Origin of the sequence: Rhizobium sp. R339 (assembly GCF_002211395.1) — a bacterium.
Classification (GTDB): Bacteria; Pseudomonadota; Alphaproteobacteria; order Rhizobiales; family Rhizobiaceae; genus Rhizobium.
On the sequence record NZ_LOKV01000001.1, the window covers coordinates 808,188 to 824,857 of the forward strand.

Genomic DNA, 16,670 nt, shown 5'->3' on the forward strand with positions numbered 1-16,670 from the left:
GCAAAGGGATCTCAAGATCAATCAGTTCCCCCAGCCAATTTCAAACCGATCAAATCGAACCTCGCTCAACGGCTGGCCGGAGGGGCTCAGCCTTACTGAACGAAGAACGAGACGAAGCTTGGGGGAATAGTAGTGTTCAAAAATAATCGGAGGCAATTCCGTCAGTTCCAGACGGCTGTTGATGGCCCAAACTTTGTAGGAACAAGATGCAATCGTTTCCTCTCCCAAGCCGTCGAACCGAATAAAAGTGGTGCCCGAAACGGATTTTTTGCCATTGAGGAAAAGCGTGGTGTCGGATTGCCACGTCTTCTTCTGTGGCAGATCATCCAACGCAATCGCATTCGCGTATTTCAGCTCATGCGTCCCGTTGGGACCAACTCTCCTTTCGACGAGCAAGGGGTGCAAATAGACAGCCGACACCGGCTGCAGTGAGCGGTTACGCTCCACCAGCTTCTGTTCGGTGAGGCCCGGACCGTCCGGCTTGTAGAATACGGAAAAGAAGGGCACTTCTCTGGTCAGCAGCACGCCCTGTTTGGTCTCGTTGGCGGTCAGGCAATTGCCGAAGGCCGGCGCCGCTGAAGTTATTCCGACCAGCAGCAATAAACTTCTCAGCAAGGGCGACATTCCAGATCCCCCATCTAAATCCGCTACCTCGGATGAAATTGCTCCATCTTGGTCAAAGTCGTCCATCCGCTCGAGATCATGAACTGGCAGTACGTATTCTTCTCCAATAATCCGCCGACTGCTAGCGTCCACAACCGACGCGATGTTTGATAATTCACATCAGATCCAAAGCAAAAATATTGTCAAAAAAGAGCTTATCGCCACCATAAAAGATATCAGGACCTCAACCTCAACCACACAAATCCATTCACCATACCCAAACACCGCCCATAAACCCTAATCCCACAACCCACCCCAACCACCACATTTCCCAGCCCACACACCCCGCCCATTTCAACCTTCCTTAAGCGACCGCTGATTAGCGTGGCCCCGAAATCGAGGGCCTTACCATGTACACCGTTCTGACGTGCATCACCGAGCAGCATGATCTTACGCTGGTCGGGCTTGCGGGTTTGATCTGCTTTCTCGCCAGCCATTGCGCGATGGTTCTGCTCGATCGGGCGATGTCTTCGGATGGGGCGGTGCGGTGGATATGGCTTACGACGGCCGGGGCGGCTGGCGGGTTTGGGATCTGGGCCACGCATTTCATCGCCATGCTCGCCTATGACCCCGGCGTCGTCGTCGGTTATCATGCCGGGCTGACGCTGGTTTCGCTGTTGATCGCGATCGTGGCGACGACGGCGGCGATTGCGGCGAAGATCGTCTATGAGAGGTGGGTGGCGAATGTTCTGGCGGGCGCGTTTTTCGGCGCCGGCATCGGCCTCATGCATTTCAGCGGCATGCTGGCGATCGAATTTCCCGGCGAGATCTCGTGGGATGCGCGGTTCCTGGTGGCCTCGGTCGCGCTCGGCATCGGCTTTTCGGTCGCCGCCTTCCGCTTTGCCGGCCGCAGCGGCCGCTCGACGCTCGGCAGGTTCACAGCGACGGTGCTCCTGACGCTCGGCGTCGTGGCGCTGCATTTCACGGCGACGGCGGGCGTCACCCTCTTGCCCGATGCCTCGGCGTTCAACCCTTCCATGCTGCTTTCGCCGGCGATGATGGTGGTGACGATCGTCGCCGTCACCTTCTCGCTGCTGACGGCGGGCTTTGCGGCGGCGATCTTCGCCGTGCGCTCCGGCGCCAAGACCGAAAGGGCCGAGCGCAATTTCAAGCTGCTGGTGCAGGGCGTGACCGACTACGCGATCTACATGCTCGATCCGGACGGCAAGGTCAGCAACTGGAATGCGGGGGCCGAGCGGGCCAAGGGCTATACGGCAGATGAGATCGTCGGCAAGGATTTCTCGCTGTTCTATTCCGCGGAAGACCGGCGCAAGGGCCTGCCGCAGCGGGCGCTTCAGGCCGCCCGCACCGAGGGCAAGTTCGAAGCCCAGGGCTGGCGCTACCGCAAGGACGGCTCCTCCTTCTGGGCCCATGTCGTCATCGATCCGATCTATGACGAGACGGGCGAGCTCATCGGCTATGCCAAGATCACCAAGGACAGCAGCAAGCAGAAGGCGGATGCCGACCGGATCGAGGAGGTCACTCGCAATCTCGATGTCGCGCTCGAAAACATCGGGCAGGGCATCTGCATGTTCGACAGGGAAGAGCGGCTGGTGCTCTGCAACAAGCGCTATCTCGAAATCTTCCGCTTTCCCGAGGGCTCGGTGCGCCCGGGCATGGCCTATCGCGAGATCGTCGACATCGGCTATGCCGCCAATACCGACGATGCGGCTGAGGCCGCGGCCCTCGCCGAGGCGCATTATGTCAGGAACATGGCGCTGATCCGCGCCGGCTCCGGCAGCGCCGTCCATAAATATGCCAGCGGCAATTCGATCCAGCAGCATGTCAACATGCTCGCCGATGGCGGCTGGGTCGTCACCTTCGAAGACATCACCGACCGGCTGAAATCCGAAGAGCAGGTGGCCTTCCTCGCCAAGCATGACGGGCTGACCGGCCTGCCGAACCGGCTGCAATTCGGCGACAACGTCTCGGAGGAGATGATGATCGCCGAGCGGGTGAGCGGCCATGTCGCCGTCATCGGCATCGATCTCGACAAGTTCAAGGAGGTCAACGACCAGCACGGCCACGCCACCGGCGACAAGGTGCTCGTCGAGCTTGCGGCGCGGCTCGATGCGGCGCGGCAGGAGGGCGAGTTCATCGCCCGCTTCGGCGGCGACGAATTCGCCGCCAGCAAGCGCTTCGACGATCTGAGCGCCCTGCATGATTTCATCGCGCGGCTGGAAGGCGCGCTTGCCGGCACCGTTGCGATCGACGGCTTCGAGATCAAGACGGGCGCGAGCCTCGGCGTGGCGATCTATCCGAGCGATGCGGCAAGCGTCGACGGGCTGCTTGCCAATGCCGATCTTGCCATGTACCGCGCCAAGCAATCGCTGCTGCAGCGGGTCTGCTTCTACGAGGCTGCGATGGACGAGACGGCGCGCCGCCGCCGCGCGCTCGCCAACGATCTCTGGGCCTCGATCGAACGCAAGGAACTGCATCTGCATTACCAGGTGCAGAAATCGGTGAGGACGGGCGAGATCACCGGCTACGAGGTGCTGCTGCGCTGGCGCCATCCCGAGCGCGGCAACATCCCGCCGATGGATTTCATCGGCCTTGCCGAGGAATGCGGCGCGATCCTGCCGATCGGCGAATGGGTGCTGCGGGAAGCCTGCCGGGAGGCGGCGAGCTGGAACAACGGCTACAAGATCGCCGTCAACCTCTCGCCGATCCAGCTCGGCCATGCCGACATGGCGGCGGTGATCGCGGGCATTCTTTTGGAAACCGGCTTGAACCCGCGCCGCCTCGAAATCGAGATCACCGAAAGCTCCATCATCGTCGACAAGGAGAAGGCGCTGCGCACCATGCGCGAGATCAAGGCGCTCGGCGTCTCGATCGCCATCGACGATTTCGGCACCGGCTATTCCTCGCTGGAAACGCTGCGCTCCTTCCCCTTCGACAAGATCAAGCTCGACAAGAGCTTCATGGCCGAGGTCGAGACCAGCCCGCAATCCAAGGCGATCGTGCGCGCCATCCTGGCCCTCGGCCGCAGTCTTGAAGTGCCGGTGCTGGCCGAAGGCGTGGAGACGCAGGCGCAGCTCGATACGCTCTCGGAAGAGCAATGCGACGAGGCGCAGGGATACCTGCTCGGCAAGCCGCAGGCGATGGGCGAGCCGGTGGTTGGGAAGGCGGCTTGAAGGTTTCCGAGGGCGGAGAGGGGGTGGGCGGTAAAAACCCCTCCCCAACCCCTCCCCACAAGGGGGAGGGGCTTAACTCTGGGCACCGCCTCATGCCAAAGCGAGCGTTGTTGCGGACGGAAGGCTGCGGCGAAAGCGGAGAGGGTCCGGCAGGTTAGTCCCTCCCACTTGTGGGGAGGGGAACCTCTGGCACGACCCCAGTCGTGCGGCAGCTTAGTGAGGGGCCGCGCCCAAATCGCCAAACCACCCGCGACATTCAGCTCTCGCCATTGATGTAGCCCGCATGCGGGCCGGCGAGGAAGCCGCCTTCAGCCGGCGCGCTGCAGACGGATGGCTCGCTCGGGACAGGCCGAAACGCAGAGGCCGCAGGCTTCGCAGGCAGCCGCGTTGGGGGTCGATGCCGTCTTCATGCCATGCGTCCAGATCCTGAATTTGGCGAGGCGCGACAGACCTCTGTAGGTCTCGTCAGGGATGCGCACGATCTCGAAGACATCGACCGGGCAGACGGCGACACAGGCGGCCTTGCCTTCGCATCGGGCGGGATCGACCACCGGGCGGATGACGCCCGCAGCCTGCCGGTGCCTGTCCTTCGTTTGCTTCTCCATGAAAACCCTTTCGATGCGCGGGATGGGTGCGGATGGCGGCGCTTTCAGAATGCCAGCACCGTTTTGCCGGAGGTCCGCCGCCCGGTTTCCGTGTCGGCGATGACGGAGAGGGCATCGGTGAAGGGCGCTTCCAGGCCGATCGCCGGCCGCAGCGTGCCGCTGCCGGCGAGTGCGGCGATCTCAGGCAGGCGCTTGATGCCCATCGTGGCGAAGGCGAGCTTGTAGCGGCGCGACAGCATTCCGCGCAGCAGCCTTACCGGCGTCGGATTGATGTCGACGAACACGCCCCCGGGGTTGAGCATCGAAAAGCCGCGGCCGACGTCGAGCGTGCCGAGCGTGTCGAAGACGGCGTCGTAGCTTCCCGGCCGCGCATAGGCTTGGCTGTCGGAATAGTCAAAGAGAGGATCGACACCGGCGGCTCTTGCGTGGTCCCGTGATGCCGGTCCGCACGTGCCGGTGACAACGGCGCCGCGGGAGATCGCCAGTTGAACGGCGAAAGCGCCGACCGCGCCGCTGCAGCCGTTGATGAAGATGCGGGCGCCGGGACGGGCCTTGGCCCTGTCGATGATCGCCACCCATGCCGTCATCGCGGCAATGGGAAGCGAGGCTGCCTCAGCGAAGGAAAGCTGCGGCGGCTTCTTCGCCAAATGGCTGGCCTCCACCACTACTTCTTCGGCGAAGGCGCCGGATTTCTTGAAGTCCACCGTGCCGAAGACTTCGTCGCCGACGCTGACATTGCCGACATTGCTGCCGGTCGCCTGGACGATCCCGGCAAAGTCGGTGCCCATCGCTTTCGGAAAGCGCCTGCCGGTCACCAGCTTCATGGCGCCCTGGCGCAGCTTCCAATCGAACGGGTTGATTGCCGCGGCCTTCACCGAAACGCGCACCTCGTTCTCGCCGATCTCCGGCAGCTCGTATTCGCCGAAGTACATTTTCTCCGGACCGCCGTAGCGGTCATACTGAACCCTTTTCATATCGATCCTCACGACGGTCTGATGCGACGACAAATATTACACTCGATGTAATTTTACAAGAGGTGCGATATCGGATTTCGGAAGGGCCGCAGCCTATCGCGGTGTCTCGGCGAGCGCCGATGCCGCGCCCTGCACCGCTTCATCATGTTGCTTCGGCTGATAAATTCTTGTCTCGCCCTCCTGGAGGGTGATGAAGCTGTCCCTGCCGAGGCCCTCTCTTTCCAGGGCCTCCCGCAGTTGCGCCTGAGGCTGTTCAAAGGGCTCGGCCGCCAGCTGGAAGGTTCCGAAATGCATGCCGATGCTCAGCTTCGCCCCGAGGTCCTGATGGGCGCGCACGGCTTCGGCCGGGTCCATGTGGACCGCTTTCATGAACCAGCGCGGCGCATAGGCGCCGATTCCGAGAAGCGCGATATCGGGAGCGCCGAGGCGTTTTCCGATCTCGGCAAAATGGGTCGAATATCCTCCATCGCCGCCGAAATAGATGCTTCGGCTGCGATTGCGGATGTAATAGCTTCCCCAGAGGCTTCGATCGCGATCGAAAAGGCCGCGCGCCGAGGAATGCTGCGTCGGGGCGAAAGTGATCTCCGTGCCGGCGGCGATCTCGGCGCCCTCCCACCAATCGAGTTCCCTGACGTTTCCGATCCCGATCGATTTCATCAATGCTCCATCCCCGACCGGAACGAAGAATGCGGGCGAAAACCGCGCATCGAGCTTCTTCAGCGTCTCGATGTCGAGATGGTCGTAATGGTTGTGGCTGATGAGGATCACGCCGATTTCGGGAAGCTCCTCCAGCGTCACGCCGGGCGCCCTGATCCGCTTCGGGCCGACCCACCGCATCGGGCTGACACGCGTCGACCAGACGGGATCGGTGAGGATGTTCAGCCCCGGCATCTGAATGAGGAAGGTCGCGTGATTGACGAAAGTCAGCGCCGCGCCATCCGGCCCCAGCGCTTCGCCGAGCCTGGGAACCGCAACGTTTTCGGCGGATCGAGGCCATTTGGCGCGACCCTCCCGGATCATGCCGAATACATCCGAGAAGCCCGGGGAAAACTGCGCGGAAAGGGTAGGGTTGAAGAATTTCCTGCCATCGAAGTGATCAGACATTTTTTGCTCCGGCGCCGACGCGCAGCCAAGGAAAGACAGAAGGCAAAGCCCTGGGATTATCGTCCGGCCTGTCGCTTTCATCCCGTCTCCGCGCGATTGAATCCCGAGTTCGCCACGATGCGGCATGTTTCGGATGATCGTCACAAATATTGCACAAAGTGCGATTTTACAAGCGATGCGATTTCTGATAGGGGTGCCGGGATGGAACAGGAACGATCAAAACAGGAAGGCTGGCGTGAGAAGAAGCGGCGCGAAACCCTTCTTCGCATTACGGATTCCGCGCTCAAGCTGTTCGCCTCCGACGGCTACGAGGCGACGACGCTGGATGCGATCGCCGAGGCCGCCGGAATCTCGCGGCGGACCTTCTTCTATTATTTCACCTCGAAGGAAGAGATCCTGGCCGCCTGGCAGAAGGGCCTGCCGGAGGCGTTTCGCGTGGCGGCCCTGGCGGAGCGGACGGATCAGCCGCCGCTCGATATCGTGCGCAACGCGCATCTGAAGCTGATGGCGGGCTTCGACGCCGCGCAGGCGATGATGATCGACCGGATCCTTCGCTCCAATGAGCAGCTGCGGGCGAGCAACCAGAGCAAATATCTGCAGATGGAGCAGACCACCTTCGAAGTCCTGCGCGATATTCTGCCGGAGATTTCGCCGCGCAAGGCGCGCATTGTGGCAATGACATCCGTCGGAGCCCTGCGCCTTGCCATCGACACCTGGGCGGAAGAGCACGGCGAGAAACCGATCGCCGACTATGTCACGGAAGCCTTTAACGATCTCAGAACCGGCCTCTCCGAACGATAAAATCGATGGCCGAGGGTCAAGCCGGACAGGGCTCACGGCGCCGCTGACAGGCCGTTCACCATCCGGCATCATCCAGATCAGCTAAGTCTCTCAATCGTATCGACATCAGACTAACGTCTGACGACAGCCCGCGCCGATACTATTATTGTCGCGCCAAGGTAAGCAGTTTCCCGTTTGTCTGATTTTATCTTGCATCGGTTGCAGGTATCTCTGAAGAAAATATGTCAGAATGGATATTATACCGTATTAAAGCTAATCCATCAGGCGTATGACTGCTTAATTCGGCATTGTTTTATATTTGCACGAGGTTCGGCAAATGAAGAAACAGGGGCATGGAATGAAAAAAGTTCTGGTGGCAGGCGGAGCCGGGTTCATTGGCTCGCATATGTGCGACAAGTTGTTGCTGCGCGGCAATATCAGCAAGCTCGTCGTCGTCGACAATCTCTGGACCGGCCGGGCGGAGAATCTGGCCCACATCAAGGATCCGCGTCTGCATTTCGTGCGCTCCGACGTCGAAACACTTCAGACTTCCGACACGTTCGACGAAATATACCACTTCGCTTCTCCGGCCTCGCCGCCTTGGTACATGAAAGAACCGAAGCGGACGATCTCGGCCAACCTGCTCGGCGCCTTCCGCCTGCTCGACCTGCTGAAGAAGGGCGGCCGCTTCTGCTTCACCTCGTCATCGGAAGTCTATGGCGATCCGCTGGTGTCGCCGCAGCCGGAAAGCTATAAGGGCCAGGTCGACTGCACCGGGCCGCGCTCTTCCTATGACGAAAGCAAGCGCTGCACCGAATCGCTGCTGTTCGAATTGCAGCGCACCCAGGGGCTGGACGTTCGGGTCGTGCGTCCCTTCAACTGTTATGGGCCGCGGACGCGGCCGGATGACGGCCGGGCGGTCTCCAACTTCATCACCCAGGCGCTGACCGGCCGCTCGATCACCGTCTTCGGCGACGGGCTGCAATCGCGCAGCTGGGGTTATGTTGATGACATCACCGAGGGCTTCGCCCGCTATTTCTGGATGAACGAGACCGATTACCGGGGACCGCTCAATGTCGGCAACGACCGCGAGATCTCGGTGCTCGACGTCGCCAAATATGTCTCCAGCCTGATGGGCGGGGTGCCGATCGTCTTCAAGCCGTCGCCGCCGCAGGATCCGACCAACCGGCGCCCGGATCTGACCAACGCCAAGCACGTGATGCCGGAATGGTCCTGCAAGGTCAGCTATGAGGAAGGCGTGCTGAAGACGCTCGACTGGTTCAGGGCGGAGATGGAACGCGCCGCCGCCAAGCCGCGCAAAGCCGTGGCGCGGCCGCGCCCGCAGAAGAATACGGATATCGGCAGCTTCTCCGGTCTATGAGGAAAGAGTGGCGATAGAGGAGAGGGTTCCAGCGTGCTGTGTTGTGGGTGGCGACACGACGTTCGCCCCTCGGCATAACCGCCCATGCCCGCCGAACCCGCGCCCTTGGTATCAGTCGTCATCCCGGCCTACACAGCCAGCACGCCGCTGATGCCGCGGGCCGAAGTGCTTGCCTGCGGCGGCTACGATCCGTCGCTGCGCGACCGCGGCGCCGCTTCTCGCCGGGGACCGCGACCAGATCAGAAAAATGGCGCTGTTGATCGCCGCCCGCTTCCGATGGCGCTCGCCGCCTTCGGCGCCGACCGGCTTTGGCGGTTGCTGGGGTCATCCTTTAGGTGCAAGGGGCCTTCGCCCTGCTTGCCGAATGGCGGGACTTCGGCGAGTGTAGAGATTCCCGAAAGCGGCACGCCGTTTGCCGATCGTTTCGCGGCGATGCCGGCCGGCATCATCGAGCCGCGAACGGCCGGCTGATCGGGAGACATGGAGACCGGCTGAGCATGTCGCCGGTCGGTGACATGGCGTTGCTCTGGGAAAAAACGGAAATGCGCTGACGGGCGGCTTGGCCGTGCCTTTTGGGAGGTAGTCGTGGAGTCGATCGGAGCAACGCCGCATTTGCAGCCGCTGGTCTCGGTGGTCGTTCCGGCGTTCAATGCTTCGCCTTTCATCGAGCGCACGCTTGCCTCCGCCACGTCTCAGACCTATCGGGCCCTGGAGATCATCGTCGTCGATGACGGTTCGACCGACGATACGGCGCGTCTCGTCGAGCGGGTGGCTGCGAACGATCAGAGGATCCGCCTGCTTCGCACGGCAAACCGCGGCGTCGCCGCCGCGCGCAACACCGGCATCGAGGCCGCCTCGGGGGCCTATGTCGCCTTTCTCGATGCGGACGATCTCTGGCATCCCGCCAAAATCGAAAAACAGGTGGGGGCTCTCGACCGCCTGCCGGATCAATGGGCCGCGGTCTATGTGCTGCACCATTTCATCAATCGGGACGACGAGCTCAACGGTCTGGGACCGTCTTTTTTCGCGCGCGGCTATATCTATGCCAGGCATCTCACCTTCAAATATGTCGGCAATGGCAGCTCGCTTTTGGTGCGCCGGCAGGCGGCGCTGGAGATCGGCGGTTTCGACAGCTCCTATGCCGCGGCCGGCATCGGCGGCTGCGAGGATCTCGATTTCGAGCTGAGGCTGGCGGCGCGCTATTGCATCGAATATGTGCCGGAGCGGCTGCTCGGCTACCGAAAATATCCCGGAAACATGTCTTCCAACTATGTCAGGATGGCGAGCGCGCTCTCCGAAGTGACGCGGCGTTCGCTCGCCGCCGGCCCGCAGCTGTCTTCCTATGCGATCCGCAGCGCCATTCTCGCCGCCCATAAATATGCGGTGAACCAATATATTCTCGCAGGCAATTACCGCCTGGCCGCCGCGTCGGCCCGGGCGGTCCTCAAGGCCGATCCGGGGTTCCTCTTCAGGCTGATCCTGCGCAGCTCGGCGGGCTATGCGAAGCGCAAGCTGCTGCTGGCGATCATCGGCCGGGAACGCCTGGCCCGGCCATGCAGCAAGCCGCGCTTTCAGGATCTGGCGTCTGCGTCGCGGCCGGAAATGCCGAAGAGCCCGAGGATGCGCCGCCGCGCCGCCCGCCTGGCCGAAACCGACGCGGCGCTGAGTTCCGCCCATGCCGTCCCTGTCAGGGAGAAAGCGGCGCTTGAAAGCAGCGTCTGATCGCTTGTACGGCACGGATGACGGGTCTATGGTCTCTCTCGTTCTAGCATGAGATCTGCAGGCAGTATTCACCGTAAAACCGGACGCCGACGGCTTGTCCGCGATCCGGGACGAAGGAGCTGAGCAATGAAAATTCTCATGGTTCTCACATCGCATGATCAACTGGGCGACACCGGCCGGAAGACGGGTTTCTGGCTGGAGGAATTCGCTGCCCCTTACTTCGTCTTCCGCGACGCAGGCGTCGACATCAGCCTTGCCTCGCCGAAAGGCGGCCAGCCGCCGCTCGATCCGAAGAGCAACGAGGCTGGCTTCCAGACGGATGATACGCACCGTTTCGAGGCCGATCCGGCGGCAAAATCGGCGCTCGCCAATACGATGAAACTCTCCGAGGTCCGCGCAGGCGACTACGACAGCGTCTTCTTCCCCGGCGGGCACGGCCCGCTCTGGGACCTGACGAACGACCGCAACGCACTGTCGCTCATCGAGACGATGCTCGCTGCCGGAAAGCCGGTGGCGCTCGTCTGCCACGCGCCGGGCATCCTCATGAATGTCAAGGCGCCTGATGGAACGCCGATCGCCAAAGGCCGCACCGTGACCGGCTTCACCAATTCCGAAGAGGATGCCGTGCACCTGATCGATGTCGTTCCCTATCTGCTGGAGGACGAACTGAGAGACCAGGGCGCGAAGTTTTCCTCGACGGCGGACTGGGGCGTGCATGTCGTCCAGGACGGGCTGCTGATCACCGGCCAGAACCCGGCCTCCTCGAAGGAGGGCGCCCGCACACTGCTCAACGCCTTGAAGAAGAAGGCCGCGGCTTAGAGAACCAAAGGCTCCGGCTGCCGCCGCGGCGTCCGTCATTAACGGGCCTTGGCCTGCGCGCAGAGCTTCTCGCTCAGCGCCCACAGATCTTTCGCCAGCTGCGCATCCATTGCTTGTTTTTGCGGGGTCAGCGGACGGCGATTGGCGATGTACTGCCCCTTGAGCGAGGCCGCTTCCGGGGCGGTCGCCAGCCAGACGAGGGAATCGGCGCCTTGTTCCGGAGACTTGGCGAAGGGTTTGGCGAGCGTGAATGCCAGGCCGATCCAGAAGCCGACATCGGCGCCGAAGCCACCGAACTGGCTGCGGATCGTGCCAGGATGGAAACAATTCGCCGTTGCGCCGGTGTCATCCAGACGGCGCTGCAATTCTTTGGTGAAGAGGACGTTGGCAAGCTTGGATGTCGCATAGGCGCGCATGCCCGATCCCTCCGTCGAAGTCGGCGTCTTCCCGAGATCCAATGCTCCCCGGGCCTGCATGGCGCTCGATGTCGAGACCACGCGTGCGCCCGGTGTCTTGCGGATCAGGTCGAGCAGGGAGGTGGTGAGCTGGAAATAGGCGAGGTGGTTCAGCGCGAAGGTCAGCTCGATGCCATCGGGGCCGATCAGCGGCGTCTTGAACATGGCGCCGGCATTGTTGACGAGCACATCGAGACGGTCGTGCCTCGCCTTGAACTCTTCCGCCGCGCGGCTGATCTCCGCCATGCGGGAGAGGTCGCAGATGAGGTAATCCAGATGCGGGTTGCCGGTGGCGGCCGTCAAATCCGCGATCGTCCGTTCCGTCTTTGCCCTGTTGCGGCCGACGAGGGTGAGGGATGCGCCGCGCCTTGCGAATTCTGTTGCGGCCGCCTTGCCGATCCCGTCCGTTCCTCCCGTTACGAGAAAGGTTTTGCCGAGAAGATCATGTGTCATCGTCTGTCTTTCTGTTCTAATGAGTGAGTGCTCACGCATTTAATTGGCGCGAGAAGATCAGCCATGGCTGATGGCATTCCAGAAGGCGGAGAAGCCGTCCCGGCAGGTGATGTCGCCATCGGCTGGGGAATTGCGGATGAAATCGACGGTCGTGTCGGCCATGCCGGACATCAGCGCGCCGACGAAGCCCGGCGATTGCTGACGCAGCGCGCCGAGCCCCATTGCCTGCCGCAGCACGTCGGCGACGTCGCCGAAGGCGTCGAGCGCCTGCGCTTGGGCGGCTTCGGTGATCCGGCCGGAGAGCGCGAGGACCGTGAGCAATTGATGTTCCCTCGGGTGGGCCACCCCCCAGCTCACATAGCCATGCCATGCTTTCCAGAGGCATTCCCGGAGATCCGCCGTATCGGGCGGCAGGACCACGGCGGCGCGCAGCTGGCCTTTGAGTTCCAGGTAAAGCTCATTGATCAGCTCGTCCTTGCTGGCGAAATAGGTGAAGATGCTTCCTTCGGCGACGCCCGCCGCCTTGGCGATGCGTACGGTCGGCGCGTTCAGTCCCTCATCGGCGAAGAGTTGTCCCGCCGCTTTGAGGATGACGTCCCGCTTGTCTGGGCTGCGCGGCCGGGCCATGTTCGCTTTCTTAATGACTGAGTACTCACTCATTTAATAATGGCTGCACTTTCTGTCAAGCAGGCCGGGATCGCAGCAATTTTTCTTGAAGAAAAGATCGATCCGGTGTCGGATCGGCAAGGTTCCGCCCGTCCTAGGCTCGTCTATTCCAACAGGTCAAAAGGATCACGACCATGCCAAGCACCATTCGCCTGCACCGCGTTTTCGCAACCAGCCCGGAGAAGGTCTATCGCGCGTTCATCGAAGGGGATGCGCTTGCCAAGTGGCTGCCGCCGAACGGCTTCCTTTGCACCGTGCATCATATCGAGCCGAGCGTCGGCGGCACGTTCAGAATGTCGTTCCGCAACTTCACCACCGGCAACAGCCACGCCTTCGGCGGCGAATTCCTCGAACTCGTGCCCGGCGAACGCGTGCGCTACACCGACAAGTTCGAGGACCCGAACCTGCCCGGCGAAATGGAAGTCACCGTCGAGCTGAAGAAGGTCTTGGTCGGCACCGAGGTCAATATCACCCAGGCCGGCGTGCCCGACATGATCCCCGCCGAAGCCTGCTATCTCGGCTGGCAGGAATCGCTGCGCAACCTTGCCAAGGTGGTCGAGCCTGAGATTAACGAGTAGGGGCCTCAACGCCGGCGCGAGTCGCCGCAGCATCCCGCCTCATCCTGAGGGCCCCCCTAGGGGCCTCGAAGGGCGAGGCGGGTGTGCCGGCGGCTGAAGATGCAAGAAGCAATGTTGTGCGCGTGCTTCGAGGCTCCGCCCTTCGGGCTGCGCACCTCAGCATGAGGGAGCGTTGGAGGATGCCGCGCGCCTATGGCAAACGCCGAGAGGATGCCGCCGCACTATCCACTAGAGTCACCGCAGCATCCACGAGAGCCTCATCCTGAGGTGCCCCGCAGGGGCCTCGAAGGGCGAGGCGGGTGCGCCGCTCCGGCCGCATATACATTTCGATACATTTCGGCCGGCTGCCGACATCTGCCGGATACAATCCCGAACGATCCTGCCGCGGACCATCAGCCCGGCAGGAGTCATTCATGAAATTCGCTCTCCTCGGCATCTTCGCCGCTTCCGGTCTCGCCCTCGGCGTCGCCGTTTCCCATTCCGCCGCCGAGGAGGCGCCGGCGGAAAATGCCTCGCCGATCTATGGCGTCACCATCCCCGAGGGCTACCGCGACTGGAAGTTCATCGCTCCGGCGCAGGAAGCGCCGCCGCTCGATGAGCTGCGCGCCGTGCTCGGCAACGATATCGCGGTCGACGCCTACAAGAAGGGTATCCTGCCTTTTCCCGATGGATCGATCCTCGTGAAGCTTGCCTACAAGCGCAAGCAATCGACGGAATTTGCGCCGGCGACGGTGCCGGGCGCGCCGACCACGGTGCAGGTCATGTTCAAGGACTCGAAGAAATATCCCGACAGCCATGGCTGGGGTTTCGGACGGTTCGTCGATGGCAAGCCGGTCGATATCGCGCAGCATCAGACCTGTCTTTCCTGCCATATCAGCAATGTGAAAGACCATGACTACGTCTTCACCCGCTACGCGCCCTGAGCTCGACCGCTCACAGCTCGATCCCGCGTTTGACCAGCGCCTGGCGCGCTGCCGTCGCACCCCAGTCCTCGTCGGGATCGCGGCCATCAATCTCGGCTTCGGCGATTGCCGTCGCCCGGATCAGCGGCACGGCGCCGAAAGGCATGCCGTCGATCCGGGCCGGATCGCGGCTGAGGATGATGCGGGTCAGCGGCGCGTAATCCTCCGTCAGCCGGCAGAACAGGACGGCGCCGTGTTTTTCGACATCGCGGGCGACGCGGTGGCCGTCGGCGACGAGATCGCCGAGGTTGATCAACAGGTTTCCCCAGTCGCCGATCGTCGTCGCATCGAGCGTCGCGGCGCCGAACTCCATGAAAAGCTCGCATTCGACGCCGTTTTCGGGCTCGGAAATGCCGGCCCAGGGGGTCGAGAGACCGTCGGTGCCGAGGATCATCCGACCGGGCGCATCGATGGCGAGGATGCGGCGGTGCGGGCCGAACCATTTGGTCTGGGCGTAGCTATTGGCCGAGGCGCGCTCGGCGGCAAAACCTTCGCGCACCGTGCCGCGGCCCTGCCAGAAGGCGCGGCGGGCGCTTGCGGCGCGCTCATAGATCGGGTCGTCGGGGCCGCGCGGCACGATTGATGGGTCGAAGCTGGTTTCGATCGTCACCTGCGCCCGCATGAAGGGCAGGGCCGGCTTCCTCCAGCGGACCACCACCCGGTTGAAGCGCTCGCTCGAAGCCGCATCGAGCTTTTCGACCACAGCGCCGATGGCGCGCAGCGGATCGCGTGAATCGTCCGGCACCTGCTTTCCCGCCGCATCGCGATAGCCGCCGGTGCTCGAGGAATGGCCGGCCTGCATGGTCGTGGCGCTCCATTCGCCGCTGACGGCGCCCGCCGGCGCCTTGGAAAGAACCGGCACAAGCTCCCGGATCGCATCGTCAATCGAATAGGATGCCACGTCGCCCCTCGCTGTCGGATGATGCCCCACGGCGGCCGGCCGGCCGCGAGCATAAGCTAGGGCAGCGACGTTGCCGTTCAATGACGGTGGTGGGAGGGTTTCCCCGGGGCGTTTCGGCGTGGAGCGTGCCGCGCCCTGAGGAGGGACCGTGGAGGATGCTTATGGCAAGGAAGCGCGCTGACCGGGTGTGACACCCCCCTCTGCCCTGCCGGGCATCTCCCCCACAAGGAGGGAGATCGGCAAGAGGTTGGATCACCTGTTCCTTTCTACCGTATCGGAATAAGGACGCACTCGTTGTTTGGGCAGGCCATCGCGCCCAGCCGATCTCCCCCCTTGTGGGGGAGATGCCCGGCAGGGCAGAGGGGGTGTCCCACGGCACGCCTCTCGTGGATCTTCTAGAAGCCCGCCGCTCAGTTGCTGCCGTCGTTCGGCCGGGCCTTGGCGCTGTCGTTGGTGGTGTCCGAGGCGGTTTTTCCGTCCGGCTGCTGGCCGAAATAGGTGCCGCCGAGGTGGCCGCCGGCGCTGGTGTTCTTCACCTGCTGTTCGGCGCGTTTCTGGATTTCACGAACGTTGGTCTTGCTCATTTTCGGCTCCCTGTTTGAGGTTCAGGACCTTTGAGCAACCGATTGAACCCGGGAGGGTTCCATATTTTCTGCCGGAACACTTCCCGGCCTTGGTGGTTTTTCTTAACTCAACCAAGGAGAAACGACGATGGGCATGACGACACCCAGGGACGGCGCCCCCGGCACCACCGACCAGTCCCCCCGCTGGGAAGGGCCGAAGGGCAACCGGCCGCGCGGCTACCTGAAACCCAAGGACGATCCGGACAAGGACCGTGACGCCAACGCCGAAAACAACCGCGATCCGGAGACGAGCGACATTTCCGACGCGATGAAGCAGAAGGGCGAATGACATGGCCGACCCCAAGAAGGACGCAGCCGGCCAGTTCGCCAAATCCCGCGCCGACCGAAAGGCAAGCGGCGTTGCCAGCGCCAAGCCGACCGTCATCACCGGCTCGGAGGACGCGACGGTGCACAAGCACCCGCCGGGGAAGAAGAAGCCCGAAAAGGACTGGGATATCAATTATGATCCTGCGGAGATGAACGAGGGGCGGATGCGGTAGGAAGACGTGATATTGCGAGGTAGCCGGTCTCCGGCTGCCGATCAGCACTCATCCCGAGGTGCGAAGGCTGAGAGCCGGAGCCTCGAAGAACGAGGGCGGGTGGCTGGGTGTCAAGGCAGCATCCGCGCTTGTCAAAGGGTGGCCAGCGCCGTCCTTCGAGGGGCACCTCAGAATGAGGCTGGAGAGAAGGAGCGGGCCTCCCGGTTTACCGGACCTACGCAATAAAAGATGTGCCGTGTAGCCCCCTCATCTGCCTGCCGGCATCTTCTCCCCGAGGGGAGAAGCGGGCAAGTGGCAAGCTTCCCCGTCCCCACGGAGCGTTCAAGATGGGCGAGACGTCGTCGCGACTC

18 protein-coding genes are annotated in these 16,670 nt (G+C 62.6%); 10 read left to right on the forward strand and 8 right to left on the reverse strand.

Annotated elements, in window-relative coordinates; all coding sequences use genetic code 11:
- Positions 1-21 precede the first annotated feature (21 nt).
- Entirely contained in the window at positions 22-624 is a 603-nt protein-coding gene (locus ATY76_RS03935) for a hypothetical protein (protein WP_088673754.1), read from the reverse strand.
- A gap of 389 nt (positions 625-1,013) precedes the next feature.
- Between ATY76_RS03935 and ATY76_RS03940 the strand changes: the two genes are divergently transcribed.
- The gene (locus ATY76_RS03940) at positions 1,014-3,797 is read left to right on the forward strand and encodes an EAL domain-containing protein (protein WP_088673440.1); all 2,784 of its coding nucleotides are present in this window, start codon (positions 1,014-1,016) and stop codon (positions 3,795-3,797) included.
- Between the two features lie 308 nt (positions 3,798-4,105).
- On the opposite strand, the gene ATY76_RS03945 is transcribed toward ATY76_RS03940, so the two are convergent.
- The 3 genes from ATY76_RS03945 to ATY76_RS03955 all read right to left on the reverse strand — a co-directional run bounded on the left by ATY76_RS03945 (position 4,106) and on the right by ATY76_RS03955 (position 6,480).
- The gene (locus tag ATY76_RS03945) at positions 4,106-4,402 is read right to left on the reverse strand and encodes a 4Fe-4S binding protein (protein ID WP_088673441.1); all 297 of its coding nucleotides are present in this window, start codon (positions 4,400-4,402) and stop codon (positions 4,106-4,108) included.
- 44 nt (positions 4,403-4,446) lie between these two features.
- Entirely contained in the window at positions 4,447-5,376 is a 930-nt protein-coding gene (locus tag ATY76_RS03950) for an NAD(P)-dependent alcohol dehydrogenase (protein WP_088673442.1), read from the reverse strand.
- Positions 5,377-5,469: 93 nt separating this feature from the next.
- Positions 5,470-6,480 (reverse strand): MBL fold metallo-hydrolase, encoded by a 1,011-nt coding sequence (locus ATY76_RS03955; protein WP_088673443.1) that lies wholly within the window; start codon positions 6,478-6,480, stop codon positions 5,470-5,472.
- Between the two features lie 201 nt (positions 6,481-6,681).
- Here ATY76_RS03955 and ATY76_RS03960 point away from each other — a divergent pair, with 201 nt between their 5' ends.
- The 5 genes from ATY76_RS03960 (at position 6,682) to ATY76_RS03980 (ending at position 11,182) form a co-directional block, all read left to right on the forward strand.
- Positions 6,682-7,281, forward strand: coding sequence for a TetR/AcrR family transcriptional regulator (locus ATY76_RS03960; RefSeq protein WP_088673444.1), 600 nt, complete (start codon positions 6,682-6,684; stop codon positions 7,279-7,281).
- A gap of 337 nt (positions 7,282-7,618) precedes the next feature.
- Positions 7,619-8,641, forward strand: coding sequence for an NAD-dependent epimerase/dehydratase family protein (locus tag ATY76_RS03965; RefSeq protein ID WP_088673445.1), 1,023 nt, complete (start codon positions 7,619-7,621; stop codon positions 8,639-8,641).
- 84 nt (positions 8,642-8,725) lie between these two features.
- Positions 8,726-9,112, forward strand: coding sequence for a hypothetical protein (locus ATY76_RS03970; protein WP_088673446.1), 387 nt, complete (start codon positions 8,726-8,728; stop codon positions 9,110-9,112).
- Between the two features lie 114 nt (positions 9,113-9,226).
- The gene (locus ATY76_RS03975) at positions 9,227-10,363 is read left to right on the forward strand and encodes a glycosyltransferase family 2 protein (RefSeq protein WP_088673447.1); all 1,137 of its coding nucleotides are present in this window, start codon (positions 9,227-9,229) and stop codon (positions 10,361-10,363) included.
- Between the two features lie 126 nt (positions 10,364-10,489).
- Positions 10,490-11,182, forward strand: a complete 693-nt coding sequence (locus tag ATY76_RS03980) for a type 1 glutamine amidotransferase domain-containing protein (RefSeq protein WP_088673448.1) — start codon at positions 10,490-10,492, stop codon at positions 11,180-11,182.
- A gap of 38 nt (positions 11,183-11,220) precedes the next feature.
- Here ATY76_RS03980 and ATY76_RS03985 read toward each other — a convergent pair whose 3' ends face one another.
- A complete protein-coding gene (locus ATY76_RS03985) occupies positions 11,221-12,090 on the reverse strand; it encodes an SDR family oxidoreductase (RefSeq protein ID WP_088673449.1) in 870 nt (289 codons plus the stop codon).
- A gap of 57 nt (positions 12,091-12,147) precedes the next feature.
- The gene (locus tag ATY76_RS03990) at positions 12,148-12,717 is read right to left on the reverse strand and encodes a TetR/AcrR family transcriptional regulator (protein ID WP_088673450.1); all 570 of its coding nucleotides are present in this window, start codon (positions 12,715-12,717) and stop codon (positions 12,148-12,150) included.
- A 173-nt stretch (positions 12,718-12,890) separates the two neighbouring features.
- On the opposite strand from ATY76_RS03990, the gene ATY76_RS03995 reads away from it, so the two are divergent.
- Positions 12,891-13,334, forward strand: coding sequence for an SRPBCC family protein (locus ATY76_RS03995; protein ID WP_088673451.1), 444 nt, complete (start codon positions 12,891-12,893; stop codon positions 13,332-13,334).
- A gap of 413 nt (positions 13,335-13,747) precedes the next feature.
- Entirely contained in the window at positions 13,748-14,257 is a 510-nt protein-coding gene (locus ATY76_RS04000; protein ID WP_088673452.1) for a cytochrome P460 family protein, read from the forward strand.
- A gap of 10 nt (positions 14,258-14,267) precedes the next feature.
- Here ATY76_RS04000 and ATY76_RS04005 read toward each other — a convergent pair whose 3' ends face one another.
- Positions 14,268-15,197: a hypothetical protein gene (locus ATY76_RS04005; RefSeq protein ID WP_088673755.1), complete on the reverse strand. Its 930-nt coding sequence runs from the start codon at positions 15,195-15,197 to the stop codon at positions 14,268-14,270.
- A 410-nt stretch (positions 15,198-15,607) separates the two neighbouring features.
- Positions 15,608-15,781, reverse strand: coding sequence for a hypothetical protein (locus tag ATY76_RS33585; protein ID WP_088673453.1), 174 nt, complete (start codon positions 15,779-15,781; stop codon positions 15,608-15,610).
- 127 nt (positions 15,782-15,908) lie between these two features.
- Between ATY76_RS33585 and ATY76_RS04020 the strand changes: the two genes are divergently transcribed.
- Entirely contained in the window at positions 15,909-16,109 is a 201-nt protein-coding gene (locus tag ATY76_RS04020) for a hypothetical protein (RefSeq protein ID WP_088673454.1), read from the forward strand.
- Between the two features lies 1 nt (position 16,110).
- Positions 16,111-16,320, forward strand: coding sequence for a hypothetical protein (locus tag ATY76_RS04025; RefSeq protein WP_088673455.1), 210 nt, complete (start codon positions 16,111-16,113; stop codon positions 16,318-16,320).
- Positions 16,321-16,670: the final 350 nt, after the last annotated feature.